A 25,101-nucleotide genomic window follows, 5' to 3' on the forward strand; every position below is an offset into this window, starting at 1 on the left:
CCAGTGGAAACCATGAAAAAGAGCCATCCAAACGCCATTCAGGCAGCCAATGAAGCGGTAGAGTGGGGGCTTGCCCATGGCCTGGCTTTCAAATCTAGTCGTGGCTCAGCGAGCCATGTTCCTTTTAGCCTTACCCCAAGTACTATCGCCCTGGAACGGTTTGAGACGTTAAAGAAAGCAGTACCCCTATTGGGAAAGCTGATCCATCAAGTCTCAGAAGATCACCAATTTCTTCACGAAGCTATCAGGCCTGTTGCACATGGAGACCCGTTTTTCGGTGCCTTACTCGCCATGCATGGTCAAATAAAAAATGCGCCCCGCCTCCCCCTCCTGATTATGAGAAGTGACTTTATGGACGATGAGAGCCAGGGACCAAAGCTCATTGAGTTCAATGGAATCGCAGCAGGAATGGGGCCCTTTGGGCAGCGTATTTACGAGTTGCACCAATTCATCCGCTCGCAAAGTCCTGAGACCTATTCCGATTGATCCAATACTTCGAACGGCCAACCTATAGAGAACCCAGCAATTGAGCGACTCTCTCAAGGCCTTGCCGATGCGACAAGAGCCATCAAAAGCGAGTTTGGAGATGGTGGCAGCCCAACATTTCTAATGGTGATACAGGAGCATGAAGACAATGTCTTCGACCAACACCTTCTTGAATATGCCTTAGCTGAAAAAGGCATTCGTACGGTACGAAAGACCTTTCGTGAACTCAAAGCGGGCCTGGTAACAGGCCCCAACAATAGGCTCTTGCTGCAAGGAGTAGGCCCTGTAGATTGCGTGTATTTACGAGCCGGCTACAACTACTGTGATTATGTCGCCAAAGACCTGGATAGCGAGCGCTGCTGTGAAACACTGATGCAATCGCGAATTTTGCTTGAGAGCCATCGGATCGCAATTAATGCAACCGTAAGCCAACAACTGGCTACCAGCAAGCGTGTACAAATGATCCTTTCGTCCATGTCAGTAGAAATGCTAACCGGATTCAATGTATCCCAGGATGAAGCGGTTTTAATCAAGTCATTACTTGGCGACATGCAACCAATTTCATCAGAAACGATAGAATGGTTCGGTCAGCAGAACGCCTCTAAGTGGGTGCTCAAAAATCAGGGAGAAGGCGGCGGGCACTGTGTCTTTGGCCAGGATATCAAGCTGAAACTCAAACAGCTCTCAGTAGACGAATACCCTGCCTGGGCACTAATGCCACGCTTGAGCCCGCCCCCTAGAAGCAACCCCGCCCTGGTAGTCAGAGACTCTGAATTATATTTAGTAGGCGATTTAATCAGTGAAATAGGTATGTTTACGGTTCATTTCAATGGTCAACCAGCTACTTCAGAACAAGGTTTTGCCGGCTACTTAGTTCGAAGTAAATCCTCTCAGGAAATGGAGGGTGGCGTGCATAGTGGCAAGGGCGTTTTAGATTCACTGATATTCAATATCGCATGACAACATCACAAGCATTCCGTAAAAGGATCTCTTGGCACCATAAATCACACTTCAAAGCGGATGAAAATACATTAACAAAACCTATTATGGCTATTCGTTACATGATATAGATCATATTGTAGAGGCGCCTAAGGTCCTTGCTCCAATGATAGAACCAAACCACCACTCATGTAGCTCGATGAAAGCACATGGCGCTGAGGAACTATCCCATCATAATAAGGGATTTTATATTGCTGGTATTAAATCCTATGGTCGGGCACCTACTTTCCTAATGCTGACGGGATATGAGCAGGTTCGCTCTATTGCAGATGAGCTGGCAGGAAATTATCAAGCTGCTCGCAGGCTGGAGTTGAATTTTCTTGGGGATGACACCAGTATCTGCCAGAAAAATGAAAACCGTGTTTGCGCTAAAGAATCAGCAGCATCAAACTGCTGCTAGTAACACAGAATGCCCCAACAGGTCCTAAATTTGGCAATCAATAATCCTAGCAATTGATTACCAAGACCTGGGCCAATAATACCCCCCTTTCTCCCATAGATCATGTCGTCTTCCTCGACCTAGGATACACTCCAAACTATTGCGCCAACAGGCGGTTCAGTAATTGCCTAGTATTAATGAACGAATAATGACACCTAAAACAGGTTCATGACAGATTCAATATTGACCCCAAATTTTGCCTGACAACCTCTTAATCGCAGGAATAAATCGGTGAGCGATACACTAAAAAAAATGTTCAGAGGAATGAGCAACCTGGCGGACACTGCTAATTTTCCAATCTCAAATATTCAGCACCTCAAAATATTAGCTGGAGTCACAACAATACTACTTTATCGAGTATTCATCCTACCCTGGCAGAAAACTAAAAAACAAAAGCTATTAGAAACACTTGATCAGCTAAAAGACTTAAAGATAAACCTACCAAGAAAATGGTCAAATGCAGGGGGAGATGACAACTTTTTTCTCAGCGATGGAGACCTCTCGTTTTTTGAGCAGAATGGATATCTCCCCCCTTTCCAAGCAATTGACAAAAAGGGGGCCGAACAACTGAAGGTACTGGCCCTAGAGGAGTACGACAGTGATTTCCAGGGTACTTGTTATTTGGGGCAGCATATTCCCCAAATAGAGAAGAAACATGGACGCTGGTCAATAGACTATGCGGGATTGTACCAAGCACTGCGACTTAAGCCATTTCGGGAGTTGATCCGAAAGCCCCAAATATCCCAACGTCTCGCCAGCCTTCTCGGACATGAAGTTTTGTGTTGGCGCAGCCAGTTCTTTCATAAATTACCAGGAACCGACGAAACCCCTTGGCACCAAAATGCAACTTTTAGAGAGGCCGGGAAATATGCGAAGTTACAACCTACTCAAGAAACTTCTCCAGCAATAATCCAACTAAATGCTTGGGTTGCTCTCACAGATTCCACCCCCGAAAATGGATGTTTGCGGATACTGGCAGGCTCCTTTACCGACGCCAGGATCGACTATCTTTATAATTTTACGCCCAATAACAAGATATTCTACTTATCCTTACTACCCCTGTCGCCAGTTTATCTATACCACGCAGTAAAGGTCGCTTTTTATGGAAGGACGTTTAACAAAAGTGCTCTTGTCCTATTTACTGCTCTCAAGTTGATTGGAGAAGATTTCTTTGACCAGTTCGAAGTAAAGGATATTAAGATGAAGGCTGGAGAGTGCTTGATTTTCTCATCATTAAACATGCATGCCTCATACCCAAACAGCAGTAAGACTCAAGGGCGATTTTCCTTTGTAGCAAGATGCACTGCTAACCACGTAAAAGTAGCCCCTTATGGCAAGGACATGTATTCAACTGACGAGGGTTTAATTGAATATGATATTCCCGACGTCAGCACTTTCCAGGTCTACGGCAATGATACCTATGGCTACAACAAAATCCTTAAGGAATAACCAACCTCTTAGAGCTTTGTCAGGTTTTGGATATAGGCATGTCGCACTACAGGGAAAGTTACAATAAGCTTTGCCAGAATACGAACCAACTCTATATTCACCCAGGCATTTGAACTAATAATTCGTCTAATAATTTCTGTCTTCCGGATAGTCGCCGCGCCTATTTTATGCCTCTCATCAGAATAACTATCTACTGTGCCGTTTATAATGGCATCAACCGCAGCTATCGCATCGGCAATACCCAGGTTCATACCTTTACCACCTACCGGAGAATGGCAGTGAGCGGCATCTCCCACTAAAAGTACGCGCTGGGAGCGATAACTTTTCGCCTGGCGAATGGAAATTTGAAAACTACCGGAGCGGCGGATATTACTGATGTTTAACGGTTGATGTAAGGCTGCTAATGCATCTGGCTGGGTAGCAACTACTCTTAATCGCTGCTTCCCCATGGGCAAAACAATCGTAAATTGATTGCCGGGCTTCTGAATATCTACACTAATCAAGTCAGGGTCACACTTCTCCTCTGTGTCCACATCAGCAACCCCCCAGGGTTGTGGCAAATCTATACCCGGAAAGGGAATGCCCAGCTTTTCACGAATTGTTGAATGAACTCCGTCAGCAGCAATTAACCAGTCAAAGCATTCGACACTGCCGTCAGACAGGGTGACTTCCACTCTGTGCTCACTAGAGCCCACCTCAGTAGCGGCAATACCGTATTCAACTACAACACCCTGCGTGAGCAGAGCGTCCTTCAAAATCTCCTCAGTGCGATTTTGCGGTAACCCAAAGCCCACATACTCTTTATATGCATCGCCCCGGTTGTCCAAAAATAACAGCGGCCTACCCGCTTGAAGATATTGAACTTTGCAGAGTCGCATCGCCTCAGAGACCAAATTATCTGAAACACCAACCTTAAGAAGGCGCCTGATGGTGCAGGGAAAAATACCGACTGCCCGAGAGAGTTCACTGGGCTTGCTACGGCGTTCAACTATTCGGCATTTGATTCCATAGAAAGACAAAGCACAAGCTGCCGCCAACCCCGTTGGACCCGCACCAACCACTAACACCCGGTCTATATGGCTCACTGGTACCATTGCACCCTGTCGTAGAACTCACTTCTATTGTAGAAGCCAGGGAAAAAGCAAGGCACGGCCATCATAGAAGTAAGCTCACCTGCTGTGATAAAATCGCAATTTCAGGGCACCCCTCATATGATCGACCTCAGTATTTTACCCGCCTTCTTGATCGCAGCGATTGTTCTAGCGGCCTCCCCTGGTCCTGACCTACTGTTAATATCTGCTTACTCTTCGGCTCGCGGATTTACTGCAGGAGCAATGATCTCATTGGGCATTTTTACTGCCGGGATGGTGCAAACGGCGCTAGTTGCTCTCGGACTCGGACATATCATGCAGACGATGCCTCTGGTAGCACTGGTAGTAAAACTGGTAGGCGCCGTATATTTAATTTGGCTTGGATTGTCACTCCTTCGCAACTGGCGCTCAAATAGAGTGACACAAAATAACCAACCAGATACCGTGGTTCTGCCGGCAACACAGCTGATCGCCCGGGGCTTACTCAACAACCTAATGAACCCCAAAGCCCTACTTTTCTTTAGCCTTTTCCTGCCTCAATTTACCGTATCATCCCAAGCAATCACGCCCCAAACCCTTGTATTGGGCGTACTCTTAAGCATTACAGCGCTGGCTTTTAACACCCTGGTATCCCTATCGTTTAGCAAGCTGGGAAAATCTCTTGCTACACAGGCCAATATTCAGCGGCACCTGGATGGTTTTCTTGGAGTTATTTTCCTCGGCTTGGCCTCTCGCCTGGCTTTTGACCGCTGATTTTTTATAGTTTTATGGACGACAGGAAGCTTTCTGTGAAAATATAGCGGCAGTCAAAGTACTTTCAGCAGTCCAGCGGAGAGCTCAATGCGAATAGCGGTCCTGTCTGACATCCATAGCAATGTTTATGCCCTCGATGCCATTGTTGCTGATCTAAAAAAGAGAGGCGCCGATCTAACGGTGAACCTGGGTGATATTTTATATGGCCCTATTGCGCCACGACTCACCTATGAACGCTTAATGGAGCAAGGTTACACGACAATTCGCGGTAATCAGGACCGGCAAATATATGAAGCCACATCTACCGAAATAGAAAGGAACCCAACCCTGCAATTTATTCTGAAAGACCTTGGTGTTAAACCACTATTATGGATGAAGCAGTTACCACCCAGCTTACAAATCACCGATGAAGTCTTTCTTTGCCATGGAACACCCAGTAGTGACCTCATATATCTGCTGGAAGATACCAGCAGCGGCCGCCCCCAGATACGCTCCAACCATGAAATCCTCAACCTCCTTGGAAAGATTTCCTCAAAAGTCATTCTATGTGGGCATACACATCAACCACGCTGTGTCTCTGTCGGTAGTGGCCAGCTGGTCGTAAATCCAGGCAGCGTTGGGCTACCGGCTTACACTGACAGTGAACCGCAACCCCATATAATGGAAACCTTTAGCCCCCATGCGAGTTACGCCCTGATAGAGAGAAGCAAAAATGGAGCCTGGAGCGCAGAATTTTTTAAGGTAAGTTATGATACAGATAAAGCTGTTCAAGCTGCTATTGCGCAAGGGAGAGATGACTGGGGTTTCTATCTATCAACCGGACGAGCCAGCTAGGTAAGTCAGCTTGCATAGGACATTGAATCAAAAGGAAAGTCGCCAAATGGAAGATTATCGCCCTTGGGATATGGAACTAAATACCTTCATAATGCTGCTTCATCTAAGTCAATTGGCTTGGATCGTAATTCCTGGTGCTGGTTTTGTTTTACCCATTATTATGTGGGCAACAACAAGGGACCGCTCTCAAGAAATCGATAAACACGGCAAGATGATATTTAACTGGATGTTAAGCCTGCTTATCTATTCTATAATTTCCGTCATAATGATATTTTTTGTTATCGGTATTTTGGGGCTGATTGCATTAGCAATAATCAATGTTATATTTATTGTGATTGGTGCAATCCGGGCCAATGAAGGCCTATTCTGGCGCTACCCACTCAGTATTCGGTTTTTTGGTTAATTAATTAACCGTTCTTTTCAGATGGAAAATCGGGAGAGCACCTCCCGATTTCCCTTGGCTATAAGCCAGTAATCTCTACAATTACTTTCAGCAAATTAGTGCCGATTAGTAGTAACCAGAGAGATCATCAGTGATAGGACCGAGAGCACGGTAAGCGTTTGAAACGTCTACGCCGTTTGAGCGCTCACCACAGGCCAAGCCACCACACTCGTACCAGTCAGGATCAGAGAACCAATCGTACTGGGTAACGTTTTCGCCGTATCTCCAAGGGTAAGCCATGATGGTAGAGAACTTGTTGTCTACACCGTGACCCATACCGTAAGAGTAAACGCCACCAGAGGTATCACCCTGCTTGGTTGAGTGAACCAGACCCATATTGTGGCCCAGCTCGTGAACGAAGGTGTTATAACCACAGTCAACGCCAGTTACGCTGTAAGCACGCTCTTTTGCGCTGGAGTACATGGTGCCATTGCTACCCTGTCCAACCCAGGCAATACCACAGGTAATGTAAGTATTGCCGTCGATTACGGTTTCTTCAGCTTTACCCAGGAAAACCACCATATCCGCCTTTTCAGAGGATCGCCAGTTATTCACAGTGTTGTGGAAGGTAATCAGGTCCAGGGTCTCTTCGTTTACACGAAAATCTGAACTGGAAGCTTGCCAGGTGTCTACCAGGTTCAACTGGATATCAACACCATTCCTTGAAAAGGAATTGTTGGCATAGCTGATATAGTTATCGATTTTGGCTGAGATATCACCGGTATACTCCGCAGCTGGTGCAGTGTACATAATAGCGATATCGACAGTATCGGCACTCGCAGCGCCAGAAACGGTCAGTGCTGCAATAGCAGCAGCCAGGCTTTTCTTCAGGTTCATTATAAGACTCCTTTTATTATAATAAGTAGTGCACACTCCTCCCCCAGCAATTAAATAAAATTGCTGCCCAAAGGAGTAACAATACGCTTTTAATACCCTGACTCGATCAAAAAGCTATCCCTAGCCTTTTAACCGCCTGAGGAGACGAGCCCCCGGTATCTGCAGGATTTTCTTGGGCCTTCCTTTGCCTGACTATTAACTCAAAGCATAATTACCTTGAATCAATTTCTTCTTATTTGAAGTCGTTTAGCGGAACATCGTCATCCGACCAGGTCTTTTCACGAGGTGCTTCCGAGGACATATCCTTATCGTGTTTCTCTACGTGGTTTTTAATTAATGCACCATTAGGCGCTATCCACGCATAACTACCCTGAGCTTCCATAGTATATGATCCGGAAGGTAAGTTTAGTTGTGCATAAACAGAATTTGCTCCGAGCGTAAAAGTTGCGCCATGCAGGCGAGTCATCCCCGGAAAATTTAATTGTAGGCTTTTGTTGCCGCTGGCATGCTCTTCGATACTGCCAACCTGAGCATCGTAATCACCTTCAATACCTGGCAAGTCAATGTCGACGTAATCACCAACAGTGAGATTCCGGAGCATATCAATATCCAGCTCGAGATAGGTTTCACCATTGAGATCTACGGGTAGGCGACCATTTTCATGAAGAGCTTCCCTGGCCAGCTCTGACTCAACCCAAAGTGCTTTTTCTTCATCACTTTCGAGGAGCTCCTCTTCACCCACCTGAACCTCCTCAGGTTTAAGCGGCTCTGCTTTTTGAGCAGATTTACTGATAGCTGGCTTGGGCTTTTCTAGCTCAGCGACTGGTTTTTGACCTTCAGATTGGCTTTTGGCCCAAACGAAATACCCTGCTGCCACTGCAATGGCGACGAGAGGAATTATTTTTCTCACAAGCTTTTCTCTCAAAATAATGCTACGTGCAACGGCAAAGCACGTCCTATCGACAGCTTAACCAGCCCTACCTCATGTTGGCATCTTTACGATTCTTAACATTCGATATTTAGTTGAGACGATCGATCCTAATTATCACGCAGCTTTTTTTTGGGAAATTTTTCACATAATTTTCATAAAAATTGAACAGAATCTAAATTATTTTTCAAAACTGTGGGGAACGTCGGAATTAAAGCAGACATATTTCACGAAAACCCTTTTTACACCAAATTAGTTCAAGCCAAATACCAGTGGCGAGATTCCCCCAAATACGATCAGGAGTCACCTACAAAAAACCAAAAAATAAGTTTCACAAGAAACAAATTTGGTAGATTTTTAAGCAGAATTAATAATTTCAGTGTACGAAAGGCAATAGAAGAAAAAAGTTGAAGCTCAAATTTCTATTCCATTTTGGAATGGAATTTTCTGTGAGAAAAAGTGAATATAAGGACAAACTGGAAAATCGTAACTAGGCAGGCAATTCAGACAATCTATTTATTCTTGGCTGGGTAGAGATAAAGCTGTGCGCAGTGACTTCAACGCACAGCAATTAATTGGCCAATGACGACACTGTTACTCAACTCGATAGCGCAACAACACCAAATTATCCAGGACTATGTTTTTTGACCAGATAAATTTAGCTCCACTGCCATAAAACTGTTCCCGAAAATTCATATACGCGTTTTTATTGTCCACACCTATCTGCTGCTCCGAGTACTCTGTCGCATAAGGCCAAGAAAGATAGCGATCGTCGACTTTCCAATTTTTCGGAATATCCCAGTGCAGAGAATAGACTTGTGCACCTGGTTTTGGGGGCCTCTCAGCACAGTCCGAGGAGGTTCGCTCTTCTCCCCGCTCTTTCAAGCACCCCAAATCATAAATAGGTGCTGTATAAAAAGTTTGTGCATGCCACTTTGAATTCGTCTTGGTACCATCTGAAAAGCTTGCAATAAAGCCACCGTCACCGGCATGGGTGCGGACACCTCTGTTACTCTCTGTGCCTTCCCCTAAGTTCTCCTCCCAGTCAACCGCTTTTACAGCGATATCGTAGGGTCTCTTCACCCTGAACTTAACCACACTGGAGTTAAACGGCGTAAATGGAACCGGATCAACAGCAACTAACTTGCCATTGATATATAGCTCAAAATAATTGTCGGCAAAGATATAACCGGTAACCACCTCACCTTCTTTGTCGATATCGACCACCGGTACCTTTGTAAGATCAATATCATCCAATGAGGATGGAGTGACCCCAGAGCACTGGTTATAGAGATCCCCAGCAAAGTACCGCTTGCTGTAATTCACTTCAGCCGGAACGGTAAAGGCTTTGCCCTCTACCTGCTTCACCCCCATTGGCGACAACCGGGAGCGACCAGAAGCACAGGAAAACAGGTTCTCCGTTTCTACTTTGGCAGAACCCTCAGCCACCGCCCCATTGCTCGAGTAAGGGTTTTCCAGAGACCAGGCATTTGCCGTAATCGATATAAGGCCCAGGAAGGCCGCCTGATACCGTTTTCCCATCGTTCCAACCTCCTTTCAAGAGACAGCTTTAGTCAGAAGCTCACCAAGCTGTAGCCCTATTAATCTTACAAGCTGCAAGCTTAATGATTTACAAAGTAATCAAAATGCACTTTTCACCTTCTATATAGAAAGCTAACACAGTAAGAGAGTAATAGTTGCCGGGGTCAACAATTCTTAACCCTGTAGCCGAGGCAGCTTTAAGATTATTTACACGAAAGGGGTAAAGCAGAGGGGGGTTAACGGCACCCGGCTTTAAGCAGATCGGGTGCCGTTAAAGAAGGGCATTAAGCGGGCTTGGTTCGCACCCACTTATGATCAAAGAAACCGCTGACAAAGCCAGCCAACACTATAGCCATCAACAGTAGCCATATCAGCTTTTCCGGCTTATCACTGGGAGTCGGCTCTGCAACCTGCTCCAGCTTCTGGCCACTGACCTGTTGCGCAGCATTGGCGCTGTTAACCTGAGGGTTATCCAATACCTGGGCATTGGCCAGGGCCGCAAGGCCGAACCCTAGTGCCTGCTGATTGACGAATTCCTTGAACTTGTCATTGTCGGTAGCCACATCAAACTGATTTGCCAGCTCGGTGTAGGTCTCTACCATTTTCTCCAGGGTTTCAGGCTTCGCATCCCAATATCCCTTGCGCACCGCTTCCAGCATTCGCTCCAACATCTGGGCCAGGGCCTCGGCATTGTGCTCTTCGAAGAATTCGCGCATGTCCATTTCATATTTGTCATCCACGTAGACTTCAAACATTTCCTGCCATTGGTCGTCGCGAATGGTTTCCGGGGTCATTACTTCCCAGCCCCACATATTGTTGACGCGATCCAGGATAGCGGTAGCGCCTGCGTAGCCGGAATCCTGCATCGCCTCAATCCAGCGGGGGTGGAAGTAACGGCTGCGCATTTCCTGGTTGACGAACTCCGCAAGGGTTTGCGCTTTTACGTTATCTTTGCGACGCAAATTGGAAACATACATTTCCGGCGTGGCGCCATCCAGATTGCGAACCGCCAGACCGATACCGCCAAAGTATTGGAAGGGATCGTCATTGGTCATCATGGCGTAGAGGTTGGTGGAGCGGGAAAAAATCACCCCATCAGTGCCAGACAGCACTTTGCCGTACAGCTCAACACTGCGCTGATCCTCGCTCCAGCGGGATTCATCTTTACCATAGGCAAAGCCCATACGGCGCATATAGAGGTCAGCGAGCTTGTCATCCCCCTCCCAACTGTCAGAGGCCAGACTGGCGGCGGCAAGGCCCGTTCCATAGTTGCCGCTTTCATTGGAGAAGATACGCACCGATGACAAATAGCGAGCATCCTCTTCACTGTTGCCGTCTTCCAGCAGCTGCTGTTGCAATGCCTGGCTGTGGCGGTAGACAAAGTTATTGTCTTCTTTCATCTGCGCCACTTTATCGATGGCTTCTGCCAACCACAGCATCACGTTAGGGAAGGCATCCCGATAAAGGCCTGTCGCAGAGATTACGACATCAATACGCGGGCGCTTTAATTCCGAATAGGGAATAACTTCTGTACCGGTAACATTGCCCTGCTGGTTCCACTTGGGTTTTAGGCCCAGGGCGTGCAGGATCTGGGCTTCCAGGGCTCCCTGGTGGCGCATGGTTTCAAGGGACCACAGGGAAAATGCCAACTTGTCCGGGAAGCGGCCATGCTTTGCATGGTAGTCAGCAATGGTCTGGTCCATCAGCTGTACACCAGCTTCATAGGCTTCCTTCGACGGCACCTTAGCCGGGTTAAAGCCAATCAGGTTACGGCCGGTGGGCACCGCCTGTGGGTTGCGAATCGGGTCACCCCCATGGCTTACAGGAATGTAGTTACCATCGAGTGCCGACATCAGGTTTTCCAGCTCGGCAATTTTGGCAAAGTTATCGGAGTATTCCCGGGCCTGGTCCAACTGGGCCTGCAAGGGCTCAGGAACCTGCTCCAGCTCACCGCCCTCTAGGAAGGTATCCAGCAACTGGAACCCCGCCTGCGCTTCCAAAGCCACAACATTGCGCTCGTCCCGGGTTTGCTCTTCCGGCAAACGCAACCCGTGCTCCACCTCATATTCATCCGCTGCGGTGATAAACCCTTCACCCAACATTTGCAGGATGGTGCTGGTGAGGTGTTCGGTTTTGGGCAGCTGACCAAAACGATGGATGCCCAGCGGCTGGCTCATCTCTGCCAATTGACCCAAATGATCCTGCAAGCGGCTCAGTTGGCCATCAAAATCCGCACTTAAGGCTTCAGCACTGATTTCCAGATCCTTGAGCATATTGAGCTCTTCGGCCAGACCGATAATACGCTCTTGGGTATTGGCCCGGGTCTGCCCCTCAGACAATACCAGGTAATTGCCAATTAACTCGGACAACTCAGCCACTTCCGCATATAGGCCCGCTTTCGCAAAGCCTGGGGTTAAGTGGCTGATCATGGTGGCACGGCCACGGCGCTTGGCCTGCATAGCCTCTCCCACATTATCGATAATGTAGGGGTAGAACACCGGGATATTTCCCAGGGCCAAACTAGGTGCATCGTAAACCGACAGGCCCCGCTCTTTACCACTGAGCCACTCCTGGGAGCCATGGGTTCCCAGGTGAATATAGGCATCGGCACCAAAGGTTTCCCGCGCATAGAGGTAAACCGCCAGGTAGGCGTGATTCACCGGGGTTTTCATATCGTGGTATAGGGAAGAGTGATCCTTGGCATTGTCCGCGCGAACGCCTTGCGGCAACACAATCAAATTGCCGAGGGTCATCCGGGGAATAACAAATGCAGGCTCGCCGTTATGTTCGGCCAACATGGCATTGTCTTCTGGCTTGCCCCAACGCTCTACAATAGGATCCCGCACAGTTGCAGGCAGTTGGTCAAACCAGGCTTGATAGGTGGACAGCGGCATCCAATCAGCCAGCCCTTTATCGATCAAGGCTACGCTGTCTTCGCGACGATAATAAGGGCGCAACAACTGCCCGGCCCAATCGATAAGGGTTTTTGAATCCCTGATATGTACCTCATAGCCTCTTTCGCGCATTGCCTGGGCAATCGACTCAATTGAGCTGGGCACATCCAGGAAAGCCGCACCGATATTTTTTTCCCCGGGCGGGTAGTTCCAAATAAACGTTGCCACCTTTTTATTGGTGTTGCTTTGATAAACGAGGGAGGCGTGATTCCAGGCGCGCTCTATCAAGGCCTGCATCTGTACATCCATCACTACTTTATTGCCGTCTTTATTAGCAGCGATAATCACCGGATCGATGCTGCCAGTATCTTCAGGCATTACCAGGAAGAATGGAGTCAGGGATGGAGATACACCGCTATTATCAGCAAAATATTCTTCTTCACTACCCTCGGTGTAATTGAGCGCGTGAATAACCGGCACTCCCAACTTCTCAAATTCAGCGCGGCGCTTGCTGACATAGTGCAGGGAGCGGTAATTAATCATCAAGTCAACACGGGTATTGCCGCTTTCGGTTTGCAATAATTCTGGATAGGAAAGCGGCAAGTCTTCGCCTTCAAAGAAGAAGGCGAAAGCCTTGGCACCTTTAGCCTCAAGACCATTCAACAGGGTGTCGACAACCTGCTGCTGCTCGTAATCCACCACGGAGCGATGGATGGCCACGGCAATCACTGGTTGCTGCTCAGCGGGCTTTAACCAGTCAAAGAAAAATTCCTCTTTATCGGTGACAAGCTGCTCCAAGCGGGGATGATAAAAACCCACCTTGGGTACAATTATCGGTTCCGGTACTGAGCCACTGGAAAATTCAAATACCTCTGCCGACAAAAACTGCATCATATGACGGTAGTTTTTGCGGCCCGCATTATTAAAATAAGCGGCAATCGCCCGATGCTCGAATTCTGCCAACCCCTGGTTCATGGACTTATTATCTGCATCCCCCAGGGAAATCACCGGAACTTGCGGATGCTTGGCCAGCATTGGCTGGAACTTGCCAAACATAAAAGCAGAAAGCGCCGGGTTGATGCCATCCAGCATTATCAGTTCAGCGGAAGACCAGGCCAGGTCAATTTCCTCATCGCTCTTACCTTTGCTGTTAAAGATCTCCAGCTCAAAGGGTTGGTCTGCAGAGAGATCAGTCAGCAATGTACCTTTTGCCTTGGCCGTGTGGCTCGACATCATCAAGAGTACTTTGGGTTTATCACTGGCCTGGGCAAAGGTTGCAAAAGCCAAGCTCATCAATAGGCACACAAACTGTGCCCACAGTTTATTACGCACCACTAATTCCCCCCCGAAGCTTTTTCACCGGCGGGAGCTTCTTTACCTTCCCCTTCCGGTACATAAACCAGGCTGCCATCGGCCATCTGGTAAGCCACTCCCGCACGGGTGCCCTCCCCTGAGCCAATTTCCCCGGTGGATTTGTATTGTTTGATTTCCTTACCGTCCTTGACGATCACTTCCATATTGGGTTCGCCGGCATTTTTAATCACCGTGACCTTTTCATTGGAAAAAACGTTCAAGGGATTTTGCGCAATGGCAATCAGCAGCGCGGCGATAATGACCAGAAACACATCGATCAGGTTCACCGCACTCAGAATAGGATTCAGTTCTTCATCTTCGTCGAGGAAGCGCATCAGTCGGCCTCCTTCAGCTTGCGGATATTGATCAGCTCAGAGGCAAACCAGCGTTTTTTCACTGAGGCGGGCCAGAAGGTAATTGTGGAGATTACCAAGCCCCAGATCACAGCGGCGAAAGCAATAATCAGGTTTTCACTAATTCCCTGGATATTGCCATCGGCCAGCGCGCGAAGTGCCGGCCCCATAGGAATCATGGTGGCAATCAAACCCAACATGGGCGCGATTCGGGTAGCCATGCGAAGAAGTTCCAGTTTTCTCAACGCAAAAACTTCCAATTCGTCGTCACATGCCAAAGGGTTATTCACGTAAAAGTTGTGCACCTGGTAGCCCGGCAGGCGCTCAACCCGACCTTGCTTCAATGCCAACCGATAGGCTCCGGCATTTTTACGGCGAAGCATCCACAGTGAAATAAAGCGCCCGGCGGCATAAAGCGAGTAGATAAAAAGTACCAGGATCGCCAGTAATACTGGGGCCATAAACAGGTCGGCCACATCCGCCATTAAGGTCTCAATTGATTGAATATTCACTGCAAGCCTCCCAAGCCCCACTATTGATGCCGTTCACAAATTTGAGCGGAAAGTACCCAAAGAAACTTTTAAGGTCAAATTTAATCTAATTGATATTGATTCGCATTTACCTTTACATTTTGATAAGTATCCATATAATCTCGCTCCGAACTGGTCGACAAGACCAAGCGAAAGGGCAACCAGAGACCCTTAACGAGCAGACCGAATCAACGACATCAAGGAATTCACCATGAAACGTCGCCCACTAGCAGCAGCCATTTTGGGCTTAGCCTCCGCCTCAAACCTGTGCGCAGAGACCCCGACCTCTCCGTCCAGCAATGAACTCGAGCTGATCGTCGTCAGCGGGCGCGCAGAAAAACCCCTGAAAGACGTTGCGGGCAGCGTTTCCGTGGTGACCAATGAAGAAATTGAGCAGCTTCAGCTCAATGACATGAACCAGCTGTTCCAATACGAGCCCGGTGTTGAAGTAACCGGTGAGGCTGGCGGCGCGCAGAATATTCTGGTGCGCGGCATGGGCGGTGACCGTGTACTGATTATCAAAGACGGTATGCGGGTGAACGAGGGTTATGGCGCCAATGGCCAAAACGACATTATTGGTCGCGGCTTTATTGAAGTGGACACCCTAAAGCAGGTTGAAGTTGCCAAAGGCGCAGCCTCCTCCCTGTACGGTTCAGACGCCCTTGCCGGTATCGTAGTGTTCACCACCAAAGATGCTTCCGACTACCTGGAAGATGGCGAGCAGTTTGGCGGATCTATCAAGACCGGCTACAACGGCATCACCAGCCAGCACAATGTTTCCCCTACCCTTGCCCTGCGCACCGGCAATTTTGAGCAACTGCTGCACACCACCTTCCGCGATGGTGAAGAACAACAGAACTACGACGAAACCCAGGACCCCTTCGAGATTGAATCGAAGAGCATCCTGTACAAAGGTAAGTACAACCTGGGTGGCGAAGACTTTATCAGTTTCAGCATCGACCACTGGAACCAGGAAACTGTCGGTGACAGTGCCGATGGCCTGCTGTATTACTTCCGCGGACTGGCCGACTACGGCTACAACATCGTCGCTGAACAATCTGTTTCCGACAAAGAGACCACTGCATACCAGCTCCGCTACCACAGCGAGACTCCAACTGCGATTTACGATCAGGTAAATATCAGCTTGTACAACAACAAGTCTGAACAGGAAGACGAGCAGTACGGGCAACTGGACATCAACGCCCCCATGTTCGGTGTGATTGAAATCCGCGACATGTGGGAAACCGGCCTCTACCGCCAGGACACTATCGGCCTGCTGTCCAACGCCAGCAAAACCCTGAATGAGACCCACACCCTGGGTTACGGTCTGGACCTGGAGCAAACGGAGAGCGAGCGTACCGTTCACCAATACCGTGAAGTTGCGGGTAGCTCCACCCTGGACTCCACCACCGAGAAATTCCCAGAAAACGAAGTGGCGCGCGCCGGCCTGTTTATCAATGACGAAATGTCATTCGCCAATGGCCAGCTGACCGTTACCCCGGGCCTGCGCTACGACTGGTACGAAATGGACCCCAACGGTGCATTGAAGTCTGATGACACTCCATTTGCCACCATTGAAGAAAGCAATGTTTCCTTCAACCTGGGCACGCTGTACCGAATCAATCCGAAACTGTCCGCCTTTGCCCAATACGGACAGGGCTTTAAAGTGCCGGCCTACGATTTAGCCTATATCGAGCATTACCTGCAACCTACCTCCGAATACATCTACGAGGTTCTGCCCGCCGACGATTTGTCACCAGAAACCAGTGACACCTTCGAGCTCGGCCTGCGCGGACACCTGGGCCCTGTAGCTTTCAGTACTGCAGCGTTTTATACCGAATACGATGATTTCCTGGAAACCACTTTAATTCACCAAGAATCTGTAAATGGTGATGACGGCAGTTTCTCCCATGTATTTGAACAGTACCAGTACCAGAACATCGAATCTGTCACCATCAAAGGTATAGAGGCGAGCGCCAGCTGGTACCTGTCTCCAACAATCGAGTTGTTTGCAAATGCCAGCTACCAGCGCGGCGAAAACGACACCACCGGTGAATACCTAACCAGCATCAGCCCACTTTCTGGCGTGGTCGGTGCAAGCTACAGCGGAGCCAAACTCTCCAGCCAGATACTGGTGCGCTGGGCAGACCGTATGGAAAAAGTGAACGACGGCGCTACTGAAACTGCCGGTTATGGCACTGTAGACTGGACCCTGGGTTATCAGGTAATGGACTCCATGTCTGTGAACTTGGCGGTTAACAACCTGATGGATAAATACTACGTTCCCTACCTGAATGTTGCAGGCTGGGATGAAGGTAGCGATCTTTCTGTCAATGCGGCGCCGGGACGTACTTTCTCTGCGTCAATCAGATACGATTTTTAATTAACGGGTTTTACACTCTCCTATCTCGCAAATAAGTCCCTTGATGGCCGTACTCCCATGCGGCCTTTTTTTATTTTGCGGCGTCAAAAAATACAATTAATCCGTGTAAATCTTCTCCATCATTTCTTTCACTTCCGCCTGGTATAGCCGCAACGCTTTTAACAGCTCAAGTCTGAACAGCGGCATATAAAGCAAGTACACTAGCTGATAAATTGGGTTCGCAGAGTGCATTTTGAAATAACACTGTCTCTCCCAGTGACTTGCCCCACCCTTCATTTCGGTAATGGTGTAACTGAAATGGCCGGTGATGTGTTTAGTAATTGGTAAAAATAATAGAACCAGCGCACCACCGTAAATCGTCTTCCCCTCCCAGGAAATTTTGTTGGGCCGCTCATAATTTATTAATTGATGCTTCATTACGTGGTAGCCAGTAATCCCCCAATATTTTTCGATCGCCACGCTACCTACAGTAGACTTATCGCCCCCCAGATTGTATTCCGCAAATAAAGTGTTCGGATATTTGCTTTCCCAATTTCGCAGGTCTACCACATAATCAAACAAGGCTTCGGGTGGAGCTTGTATAATGGCCGCATTTTTGTAGAAGTAGGACTTGTCTTTAAAATACAGCACCAGGCAAATCAACACATACAGAATAATTACCGCATATATGATGTCTAGTATCATCAACTGCCTCCACCACTAAAAAACTTAATACCGGCACTGATATAAATGAACTAGAAAGTCACAAGTCTAATTATAGAAGAATAAAAAAATGCCAGAGCTTTACGGCCTGAATTCAAAATAAATAAAGATAACAATCAATTTGAGAGGGGCGATTAAATCCTCGCAGAAGTGGATATAAATTTCATGGCCAAACGGTCTGCAAATACCGCCACCCGGCGCGGCTGGGCCCGGCTTGGAGGGAACAACATTTGAAGCGGTACCGGCGGTGGAGTGTACTCTTCTAGCAGGCGAACCAGCCTGCCCGCCTGGATATCCGACCCTACATCCAATTCCGATTTTAAAATAATGCCACTTCCCTTCAGGCACCACTGGCGAGCCAGTTCCCCGTCATTGGTCACCCGGTCGCCGCGTACCACCACAGTTTGCTCACTCCCCGATCCATCGCGGCTGTCGAGAAAGCGCCAGTGGCTATCCAGGTTTTCACCGAAACGCATTACCAGACAGTTGTGACCCTTCAGGTCCTCGGGCCTTTGTGGAGTGCCACGCTCTTGTAAATAGCTGGGAGAAGCGCAGAGGATGCGCTGCTTTTGGCTCAGGGTCCTGACCCGAAGTGAACTGTCGGTGATTGCACCGAAACGCAAGGCAATATCAATACCCTGACCGACAATGTCCACATAACCATCCGACAACAGCAATTCAATAGAAATAGCCGGGTGATCCAGTAAGAAGCGGTCAATTTCCGGGGCCACAATCGCCCGCCCCAAGTCACAGGGGGCACTTACGCGAATGCCACCTGACAGGGTCTGCGCTCCTGATCGAATACGGCTTTCAAGGTCATCCACTTCACCCAGAATCTGTTTAGCACCCTCAATCAGGGTGCGCCCTTCCTCTGTCAGGCTAATTGCCCGGGTTGTTCGATTCAGTAACACCACACCGAAGTGCGACTCCAATGCCGCAAGGCGCTCGGAAACCCTGCTGGAAGATAGGCCCGAGTCCCGCGCTGCAGCGACCAGACTACCTTTATCAACAATTTGCAGGAACAACTTGAGATTATCTATCAGCATTGATCGGAAATATCGAATATTGATTTCTATTAATAGCAGTTTATCCGGTAAATCAAAGCAACCACAATACCCCTATCGCAGTAAATACTGCACAGTCACAAACTTACACTAGGGAGTTTCGGTATGGATAACAGTATTCGCATCGGACACATTGCGCTCTCTTTCCACGAGGCCAGCGCTCGGGAAGTCGCCAAGGTTCTCGAGGCTCACGGCCACCAAACCAGCTTCAAGTCCGCCCCCCATGAGGCGGCCTTCGAGTTGCTAAAAAACGGGGAAATCGACCTTCTAACTTCGGCCTGGCTGCCTTCCAGCCACGAGGTCTATCTGAACCCCATACTGGACCAGGTCGAAAAAGTGACCGTGCTGTATGAGCCCCACTGTATCTGGGGTGTGCCGGATTATGTGCCCGAAAAAGCAATTGCCAGCGTTGATGACCTACTCAGCGAACCAGCCCTCACCCGCATGGATCGCCTGATCCAGGGAATCAATCCCGGTGCGGGTATTAGCCGCTTTTCCGCTGAAATGATCCAAGCCTATGGCCTCGATAAGGCAGGTTACGAATTCCGACCGGGAACAGAAGCGGACTGCTTCAACCGTTTTGAAGACGCCGTAGCGCAGGAGCGCTGGGTAGTGATCCCCTTGTGGCACCCGCAATTTCTCCACAACCGCTACACCATCCGCGCACTAAAAGAGCCCAAAGGGCTTCTCGGCACTCAAGATGAAGCAACGCTCATCGTGCGCAAAGATGCCAAACAGAAAATTGGCAGCGCCGCCATGGCTGCGCTGTCCCAGCTTTATATCGGCAACAAAAAGCTCAGCGCCTTGGAAGATGCGCTGCGCAAACAAGCCAAAAACTGAAACACCGTAAAATTTAAGGAAGTCGTAATGAAGTCCCCGAAAATACTATTTGCCGCACTGGCTCTTGCAGGTGTTGGCAGCTTAGCCACCAGCGTCACTCACGCAGCTAAAGCGGAGTCCCTGCAAACAGTCACTGAATTCAGCGAATCCCGTGCTGCCGGTGTCACTGTCACCCCCAATGGCCGGGTACTGGTCAGCATGCACCCACTGGATGCACCAAAACTAAAAGTGCTCGAGGTAATGGCCAACGGCTCCAAGCAACCCTTCCCCAATCGAGATTGGGCGGATGGGCCTGAACAAGGTGAAGTGGGCTTTGGATCAGTAATTGGCATTCACTCTGATAGCAAAGGCATCGTCTGGATCTTGGATATGGGCGGTGAAAATACACCCGTCCAACTTGTCGCCTGGGACAGCGTCAATAATAAACTGCACCAACAGATTGAAATCTCCAAGTCCGCATTAGTGGAAAATTCATTTCCGCAGGATTTTTCTCTGGATGAAAAGCGCCAAAAAATCTACATCGCCGATATGTCTTTCGGTAATTTTAACGGTGCGACCAAACCGGCAATTATTGTCGTCGACCTGAAAACCGGTCACTCCCGGCGCGTACTGGAAAGCGCTAATGAATTTATGCCGCCAAAGCAGGATCTCATCATCGGCGGAGTTTTGCTAGCGGCTAAAACTGCAGGTGATACGAATAAAAGCCTGCACTTTGGTCTCAATCCCATTGCCCTGGACGAGAAGGCAGAATGGCTCTACTTTGGCAGCCTCAGCGGCGATAAAATCTTCCGCCTTCCTGCGGCACAGTTGGCGGACGCCGATATTTCCGAGAGTAAACTAACCGCACAAGTTGAAGAATTTGGCCCCAAAAAACCCAGTGATGGCATTGCAATGGCACCGGAAGGTGGCGTGCTGGTTACCGACCTGCAGAATAACGCCATTGGACTGACCACCCAGGGCAATTACCAAATCCTGTTACAGGACAAACAGCTCTCTTGGCCTGACAGCCTCGCTATTAGCAATGGCTGGGTATATATCACCCAGGATCAGCTTCACCAGCATCCTGCTTTCAGTTCTGGCCTTGGTAATGCCAAGCCACCCTACAAGCTGATGCGCTTCCGCTACACTCCATAAACTCCCTCTCACCGCCAGGAGATAGTTGCCCTGGCGGTTTTTTATTAACGTCGAAATAAATTCACCAGTAAACTCAATACCAAACTAACGATAATCATCGATACAATTGGAAAGTAAAAACGGGTGCGCCCCGACTCCACACGAATATCTCCCGGCAAGCGCCCGAACCAGCTGAATAACCCTGGGGAAAAGTGCAATAGCACCCCAACCAACACTAAAATTATTCCTGCGATAATCAACCAGCGGGATATCTATTCACCTCCCTACAGAGTGATTTAACGCCCTGACAATTACCCTGGCGTACTGCCTGGACATTCCCCAGTGACTACTCTATCTATGCTCAATCCCGAGACAAATCGATAGAGGCCATGTGGTGAAATACCTCCTTAGTGTAGTTGTCACAATCTGCATCTTTTTTAGCACTGCTGCCAATAGCCAGAATAATCCTTTGATTTCCCGAGGCACTATCCCGCTCGCCGAAGAGGTTACCCTTACTTCAGTCGCCGGCCCACTTGAATACCCTTGGGGTATAACCAGCCTGCCCGATGGAAGTTTTCTTATCACCCAGCGCAGCGGACAACTCAGAATTGTAAAAGATGGAAAATTATTGGCGGACCCTATCGGGTTTCCAGCAGAAATCTTGTTTCTTGGCCAAGGGGGCCTACTGGATATCGCTGTGAGCCCCACCTTCCCTCAAGACCAGATGCTCTACTTCAGTTATGCCATTGGCAATATGGACAACAACCGACTTGCCATTGGTCGGGCTAAATGGAATAACGGCAAGTTGGAAAACTTTGAAGAGATATTCAAGTCCGCGCAGGGTAAAAATAACGGCGCACACTTCGGTTCCCGGCTCGCCTTCCTACCCGATAAAACGTTGCTGGCTACCATTGGCGATGGCGGTAATCCCCCACAAGAATTCCTCGATATTTTTGCCCGGGAACAGGCCCAAAACCTACAAACCCACTTCGGCTCTATTATTCGTATTAATGGGGACGGTTCAATTCCCGACGACAACCCATTCAAAAACCAAGCAGATGCCCTGCCGCAAATCTGGAGCTTTGGCCACCGCAATCCCCAAGGATTGGTGATCGATCAACAAAGTGGGGAGATCTGGTCCTCCGAACACGGCCCCGCAGGAGGCGATGAATTGAACCGCCTCAAAGCTGGCAGTAACTATGGCTGGCCAAGGGTCACTTTTGGTCGGGACTACCGGGATGGCTCCAATATAGCCTTCAAAATCGAGGGTCCAGAATTTACCTCGCCCGCACTGGCCTGGCTCGATACCCATGCCCCTGGGGGACTGGCCTTCTACACCGGCAATGCCTTCCCCGAATGGAAAGGACGGCTTATTTCCGCCGGGTTAGTTAGCGAAGATTTAAGGATCATTCAGATAAAAGATGGCGCTGCCATTGGCGAGCTAAGGATACCTATTGGGGAGCGCGTACGCGACGCAGAAGTTGGCCAGGATGGCAGTCTTTACATATTGACCGATGGCCCCAAAGGCCGTTTACTGCGCATAGATCCAGCAAAACAATAACTCGAATTTTAAGATATTCGACTAGTTGGGGCGAGGTTCAAAAGTCGCCCTATAAGGCAAGCTATCTATGCGTTTTTTCCGCCCCCTTACCGCCACTCTACTTATGGCCACCTCACTGTGTGTTCAGTCCACCACTCTGATTCACAATGTTTCCGGCTACCAAACTACTGATGATCAACTACTCACGTTCGATGCTTTAGCCTTTGATCAAGGCAAGGTACTGGCAACTGGAAGCTATCAACAGTTGGAAAAGCAATTTCCTACAGCCGATAGAATTGATGCGCAGGGTAAAACCCTACTTCCAGGCCTAATTGATGCCCACGGCCATATGCTGGGCCTGGGCCAACTTACCGGGGAATTGGACTTACGCGATCACTCCCTTGCAGAAGCACTCTCAGCCATCAAGAAGTACGCCCGGGATCTGGGGCCCGACGAATGGCTATCGGGCCGTGGCTGGAACCAGGTTACCTGGCCCAACAAAGCTTTCCCAACCCGTAAACAACTGGATAAATTGGAAATAGAGCAGCCAATTTGGTTGCGCCGGGTCGATGGCCACGCAGGTTGGGCCAATTCCAGGGCCCTGCAATTAGCGGGGATCGACAAGGAAACCCAATCACCAGATGGCGGTGAGATTCTACGGGATGAAAACGGCAACCCGACAGGCATCCTGATCGATAACGCCATGAGCCTGATGTACAAGGCGATACCCGCACCTACTTTAGCCCAGGAGAAAAAGAGTCTACAAAATGCATTTACCACCGCTCTCTCACTGGGATTAACCAGTGTGCATGATGCGGGTATCAGCGAACAGACCCTGAACGCCTACCGAGACCTGGCAAATAAGAAAGCCATCCCGTTGCGTATTTACCCCATGCTTTCAGTAGATAGCCACAACTATGCCCAGTTACTTCAGGCGGGGCATATTGGAGAGCCTTCGGACCGGCTGTATATGCGCAGCATTAAACTTTCCGCCGATGGCGCCTTGGGAAGCCGAGGCGCTGCCCTGCTGGAGCCCTACCACGACCGTCCTCAGGAAAAGGGGCTGCTGCTCTACCCGGAAGACAAAATGTTGGCTTTGCTCAAGCTGGCTACCGACAATAACTTCCAGGTTAACGTACATGCAATCGGCGACAGGGCTAACCATATCGTATTGAACCATTTGGAAACCCTAAACAAGGCAGAGAGCCAGGCTAGCTATCGTCATCGCGTGGAGCACGCCCAGGTTATTGAGATGGAAGATATTCCGCGCTTCGCCCGGCTCAACTTGATTGCCTCTATGCAGCCCACTCACGCTACCAGCGATAAGAACATGGCCGGCGACCGCCTGGGGAATGAGCGCCTGATCGGCGCCTACGCATGGCAGACACTGCTGGAGCAAGGCACTCCCATCGCCGCAGGTTCCGACTTCCCTGTAGAACCTGCAAACCCGCTTTTCGGTCTACACGCCGCAGTTACCCGCCGCGACCGCCAGGGAGATCCCAGTAAAGGCTGGCGCACTGAAGAAGCTATGACTCTGGAGCAAGCCCTGCGCGCCTTTACCCTGGATGCAGCCTATGCCAGCCATCAAGAGAAAGTCATCGGCAACCTTGAAGCCGGGAAGTTCGCCGATTTTATTTTGCTGGATAAGGATATTTTTACCATAGCTCCCCAGGAGATCTGGAAGGTACAAGTTCTGGAGACCTGGGTTGAAGGAGAGCAGGTCTACCGTAAACCCCTGTAGCCAACCACTAACCTCCATTATTCCCGCACTTCAAACCACGAATACCGGCGAAAGTCGGTATTCGCAGAAACAATGACCGTCCCATAATTCACCAAGAGCCTTGTATTGCACTATTGCTATACTACTTTTTGTGAATACAAGAAAACCCTATTGGTAAAGCGCACATAGGTTAACGCCTCAAATAGAAACAAATAGACCGCGCTATGAAATACATCCAAATACCCGTAAGCGATGCACCTTTGTATCTTCTACTCGAAGCTGACCCCTCTAAGAGGAAAATAGACAGCTATTTACCTGAATCCTGGTGTTTCGCAGCAATTGATGCTGGCGCTGTGGAAGGTATATGCGTAGTAAAAGAAATTGATACCGCAATCGCTGAGATTTTCAATATCTCAGTTTCTCCTGAGATGCGGCAACAAGGGATTGGATCAAAACTGTTAAAGTTCTCCATATCAGAGCTCATCACCAGGAGAGTTCATAGAGTTGAATTGAGCACCGGTAGATTTGGTTACCAGCTGACCTTTTATCAACGCCATGGATTCAGGGTTGAATCTGTTGTTAAAGATTATTTCTTACACAACTATGATCAACCCATTGTTGAGGATGGAGTCCGGCATAAAGATACCTTAAGATTACTATTAGAACTAACCAAAAATATTAGCAAACAACCAAGCTAAAAAACTAACATTTCTTTCAGATTAGATTTATCAAACAAATTTGTACAGCCTTACTTGCCACAAGATATTTTCGGCACACCCCGAACAAGATTGACCCTCTCATATTGAAAC

At 48.8% G+C, this 25,101-nt stretch carries 21 protein-coding genes and 1 pseudogene; 12 read left to right on the forward strand and 10 right to left on the reverse strand.

The window, feature by feature from the left end:
• The first annotated feature begins 12 nt into the window (after nucleotides 1-12).
• The 3 genes and pseudogenes from ACJJIR_RS13005 to ACJJIR_RS13015 all read left to right on the forward strand — a co-directional run bounded on the left by ACJJIR_RS13005 (nucleotide 13) and on the right by ACJJIR_RS13015 (nucleotide 3,373).
• Nucleotides 13-1,446: pseudogene (locus ACJJIR_RS13005) on the forward strand (hypothetical protein).
• Between the two features lie 178 nt (nucleotides 1,447-1,624).
• The gene (locus tag ACJJIR_RS13010) at nucleotides 1,625-1,885 is read left to right on the forward strand and encodes a hypothetical protein (protein ID WP_444905675.1); all 261 of its coding nucleotides are present in this window, start codon (nucleotides 1,625-1,627) and stop codon (nucleotides 1,883-1,885) included.
• A gap of 270 nt (nucleotides 1,886-2,155) precedes the next feature.
• Nucleotides 2,156-3,373: a phytanoyl-CoA dioxygenase family protein gene (locus ACJJIR_RS13015; protein WP_444905676.1), complete on the forward strand. Its 1,218-nt coding sequence runs from the start codon at nucleotides 2,156-2,158 to the stop codon at nucleotides 3,371-3,373.
• 8 nt (nucleotides 3,374-3,381) lie between these two features.
• Here ACJJIR_RS13015 and ACJJIR_RS13020 read toward each other — a convergent pair whose 3' ends face one another.
• A complete protein-coding gene (locus ACJJIR_RS13020) occupies nucleotides 3,382-4,458 on the reverse strand; it encodes an FAD-dependent oxidoreductase (protein ID WP_444905677.1) in 1,077 nt (358 codons plus the stop codon).
• A 126-nt stretch (nucleotides 4,459-4,584) separates the two neighbouring features.
• Between ACJJIR_RS13020 and ACJJIR_RS13025 the strand changes: the two genes are divergently transcribed.
• The 3 genes from ACJJIR_RS13025 (at nucleotide 4,585) to ACJJIR_RS13035 (ending at nucleotide 6,454) form a co-directional block, all read left to right on the forward strand.
• Nucleotides 4,585-5,217 carry a LysE family translocator gene (locus ACJJIR_RS13025; protein ID WP_444905678.1) on the forward strand — a complete coding sequence of 211 codons (633 nt, stop codon included), beginning with the start codon at nucleotides 4,585-4,587 and terminating at the stop codon, nucleotides 5,215-5,217.
• A gap of 87 nt (nucleotides 5,218-5,304) precedes the next feature.
• On the forward strand, nucleotides 5,305-6,051 hold the full coding sequence (locus ACJJIR_RS13030) for a metallophosphoesterase family protein (protein ID WP_444905679.1): 747 nt from the start codon (nucleotides 5,305-5,307) through the stop codon (nucleotides 6,049-6,051).
• A gap of 46 nt (nucleotides 6,052-6,097) precedes the next feature.
• Entirely contained in the window at nucleotides 6,098-6,454 is a 357-nt protein-coding gene (locus tag ACJJIR_RS13035; protein ID WP_444905680.1) for a DUF4870 domain-containing protein, read from the forward strand.
• Nucleotides 6,455-6,559: 105 nt separating this feature from the next.
• On the opposite strand, the gene ACJJIR_RS13040 is transcribed toward ACJJIR_RS13035, so the two are convergent.
• From ACJJIR_RS13040 to ACJJIR_RS13065, 6 genes are all read right to left on the reverse strand, one after another.
• Nucleotides 6,560-7,330, reverse strand: coding sequence for a zinc-dependent metalloprotease family protein (locus ACJJIR_RS13040; protein WP_444905681.1), 771 nt, complete (start codon nucleotides 7,328-7,330; stop codon nucleotides 6,560-6,562).
• Nucleotides 7,331-7,562: 232 nt separating this feature from the next.
• A complete protein-coding gene (locus tag ACJJIR_RS13045; RefSeq protein WP_444905682.1) occupies nucleotides 7,563-8,240 on the reverse strand; it encodes a protease inhibitor BamI-like protein in 678 nt (225 codons plus the stop codon).
• Nucleotides 8,241-8,852: 612 nt separating this feature from the next.
• Nucleotides 8,853-9,800 (reverse strand): hypothetical protein, encoded by a 948-nt coding sequence (locus ACJJIR_RS13050; protein WP_444905683.1) that lies wholly within the window; start codon nucleotides 9,798-9,800, stop codon nucleotides 8,853-8,855.
• Between the two features lie 284 nt (nucleotides 9,801-10,084).
• On the reverse strand, nucleotides 10,085-14,026 hold the full coding sequence (cobN, locus tag ACJJIR_RS13055; RefSeq protein ID WP_444905684.1) for a cobaltochelatase subunit CobN: 3,942 nt from the start codon (nucleotides 14,024-14,026) through the stop codon (nucleotides 10,085-10,087).
• A gap of 2 nt (nucleotides 14,027-14,028) precedes the next feature.
• On the reverse strand, nucleotides 14,029-14,382 hold the full coding sequence (locus tag ACJJIR_RS13060; protein ID WP_444905685.1) for a DUF2149 domain-containing protein: 354 nt from the start codon (nucleotides 14,380-14,382) through the stop codon (nucleotides 14,029-14,031).
• Nucleotides 14,382-14,912 (reverse strand): MotA/TolQ/ExbB proton channel family protein, encoded by a 531-nt coding sequence (locus ACJJIR_RS13065; RefSeq protein ID WP_413665263.1) that lies wholly within the window; start codon nucleotides 14,910-14,912, stop codon nucleotides 14,382-14,384. The genes ACJJIR_RS13060 and ACJJIR_RS13065 overlap by 1 nt, the downstream gene beginning before the upstream one ends.
• Before the next feature lie 229 nt (nucleotides 14,913-15,141).
• Between ACJJIR_RS13065 and ACJJIR_RS13070 the strand changes: the two genes are divergently transcribed.
• Nucleotides 15,142-17,313, forward strand: coding sequence for a TonB-dependent hemoglobin/transferrin/lactoferrin family receptor (locus tag ACJJIR_RS13070; RefSeq protein WP_444905686.1), 2,172 nt, complete (start codon nucleotides 15,142-15,144; stop codon nucleotides 17,311-17,313).
• A gap of 96 nt (nucleotides 17,314-17,409) precedes the next feature.
• Here ACJJIR_RS13070 and ACJJIR_RS13075 read toward each other — a convergent pair whose 3' ends face one another.
• Both ACJJIR_RS13075 and ACJJIR_RS13080 read right to left on the reverse strand, forming a co-directional pair.
• Nucleotides 17,410-17,958, reverse strand: coding sequence for an SRPBCC family protein (locus tag ACJJIR_RS13075; RefSeq protein ID WP_444905687.1), 549 nt, complete (start codon nucleotides 17,956-17,958; stop codon nucleotides 17,410-17,412).
• 191 nt (nucleotides 17,959-18,149) lie between these two features.
• Nucleotides 18,150-19,061: a LysR family transcriptional regulator gene (locus ACJJIR_RS13080; RefSeq protein ID WP_413665260.1), complete on the reverse strand. Its 912-nt coding sequence runs from the start codon at nucleotides 19,059-19,061 to the stop codon at nucleotides 18,150-18,152.
• 123 nt (nucleotides 19,062-19,184) lie between these two features.
• Between ACJJIR_RS13080 and ACJJIR_RS13085 the strand changes: the two genes are divergently transcribed.
• Nucleotides 19,185-19,919 carry a glycine betaine ABC transporter substrate-binding protein gene (locus ACJJIR_RS13085; RefSeq protein ID WP_444905688.1) on the forward strand — a complete coding sequence of 245 codons (735 nt, stop codon included), beginning with the start codon at nucleotides 19,185-19,187 and terminating at the stop codon, nucleotides 19,917-19,919.
• A 27-nt stretch (nucleotides 19,920-19,946) separates the two neighbouring features.
• Nucleotides 19,947-21,053: an L-dopachrome tautomerase-related protein gene (locus tag ACJJIR_RS13090; protein WP_444905689.1), complete on the forward strand. Its 1,107-nt coding sequence runs from the start codon at nucleotides 19,947-19,949 to the stop codon at nucleotides 21,051-21,053.
• Nucleotides 21,054-21,097: 44 nt separating this feature from the next.
• On the opposite strand, the gene ACJJIR_RS13095 is transcribed toward ACJJIR_RS13090, so the two are convergent.
• On the reverse strand, nucleotides 21,098-21,268 hold the full coding sequence (locus ACJJIR_RS13095; RefSeq protein WP_444905690.1) for a DUF2905 domain-containing protein: 171 nt from the start codon (nucleotides 21,266-21,268) through the stop codon (nucleotides 21,098-21,100).
• Nucleotides 21,269-21,426: 158 nt separating this feature from the next.
• On the opposite strand from ACJJIR_RS13095, the gene ACJJIR_RS13100 reads away from it, so the two are divergent.
• From ACJJIR_RS13100 to ACJJIR_RS13110, 3 genes are all read left to right on the forward strand, one after another.
• Nucleotides 21,427-22,593 (forward strand): PQQ-dependent sugar dehydrogenase, encoded by a 1,167-nt coding sequence (locus ACJJIR_RS13100; protein WP_444905691.1) that lies wholly within the window; start codon nucleotides 21,427-21,429, stop codon nucleotides 22,591-22,593.
• Nucleotides 22,594-22,660: 67 nt separating this feature from the next.
• Nucleotides 22,661-24,313, forward strand: a complete 1,653-nt coding sequence (locus tag ACJJIR_RS13105; protein ID WP_444905692.1) for an amidohydrolase — start codon at nucleotides 22,661-22,663, stop codon at nucleotides 24,311-24,313.
• A 203-nt stretch (nucleotides 24,314-24,516) separates the two neighbouring features.
• Nucleotides 24,517-24,990 carry a GNAT family N-acetyltransferase gene (locus ACJJIR_RS13110; protein ID WP_444905693.1) on the forward strand — a complete coding sequence of 158 codons (474 nt, stop codon included), beginning with the start codon at nucleotides 24,517-24,519 and terminating at the stop codon, nucleotides 24,988-24,990.
• The last annotated feature ends 111 nt before the right edge of the window (nucleotides 24,991-25,101 follow it).

Source organism: Microbulbifer maximicatervae (SeqCode), assembly GCF_052467385.1.